1 protein-coding gene is annotated in these 500 nt (G+C 59.0%); it reads right to left on the bottom strand.

Going from position 1 to position 500, the window contains the following annotated elements; translation table 11 throughout:
* On the bottom strand, positions 1–342 hold the full coding sequence (locus ACXJ7R_RS36240) for a hypothetical protein (protein ID WP_457155963.1): 342 nt from the start codon (positions 340–342) through the stop codon (positions 1–3).
* Positions 343–500: the final 158 nt, after the last annotated feature.

The following is a 500-nucleotide window of genomic DNA, read 5'->3' as shown; positions in this document are numbered from 1 at the left end:
TTAATGTGCAGCCGGTTGTGACGGCTGCACCCCTTGCTGATCACCGCCTGTGCTGAACTGCGGCGTTGGATTCTTGTCCACCTTGGGATTGTGATCGATCGGCTGGCTGTTAACACTGTCAGACTGAGATTGAACGCGATTGGTCGAGGCCGGGTTTGGGCTGGAGGCAGCGGGAGCTAGGCTGTCCTGCAGGTCTGTCGAGGGTCCTTTGATGACTACGCCATAGATCTCGGCGACACCCCAGGCGGCAATGGCCAGCAGGAGCGCGGCTATGAGCACAATTAGGACGGGCCGCCCAAGAGGTCCTTGTCGAGCTTGGTTTTCAGGAACGTTGTTAGTCATAGGACACCTTGGGAAAAGAGGGGTGGCCCGCGACTGCGGTCAATGCTGCGCGGGCCGACCGAGACGAGTCAGCTTGGTCAGCGGCACGGACCAATGAGAACGTGCTGCTCCGGCTTAACCTTGAACGATCCCAAAGGTTCCGGCCGTCTAGAGAGAGA

Source organism: Mesorhizobium sp. P5_C1 (genome assembly GCF_054049815.1).
Note: the sequence above shows the minus strand (reverse complement) of the source record. Positions and strands in the feature narration are given on the sequence as shown.

Coding starts and splice junctions, on each gene's coding strand:
- ACXJ7R_RS36240 (WP_457155963.1), bottom strand. CDS start 342: ATGACTAACAACGTTCCTGAAAACCAAGCTCGACAAGGACCTCTTGGG.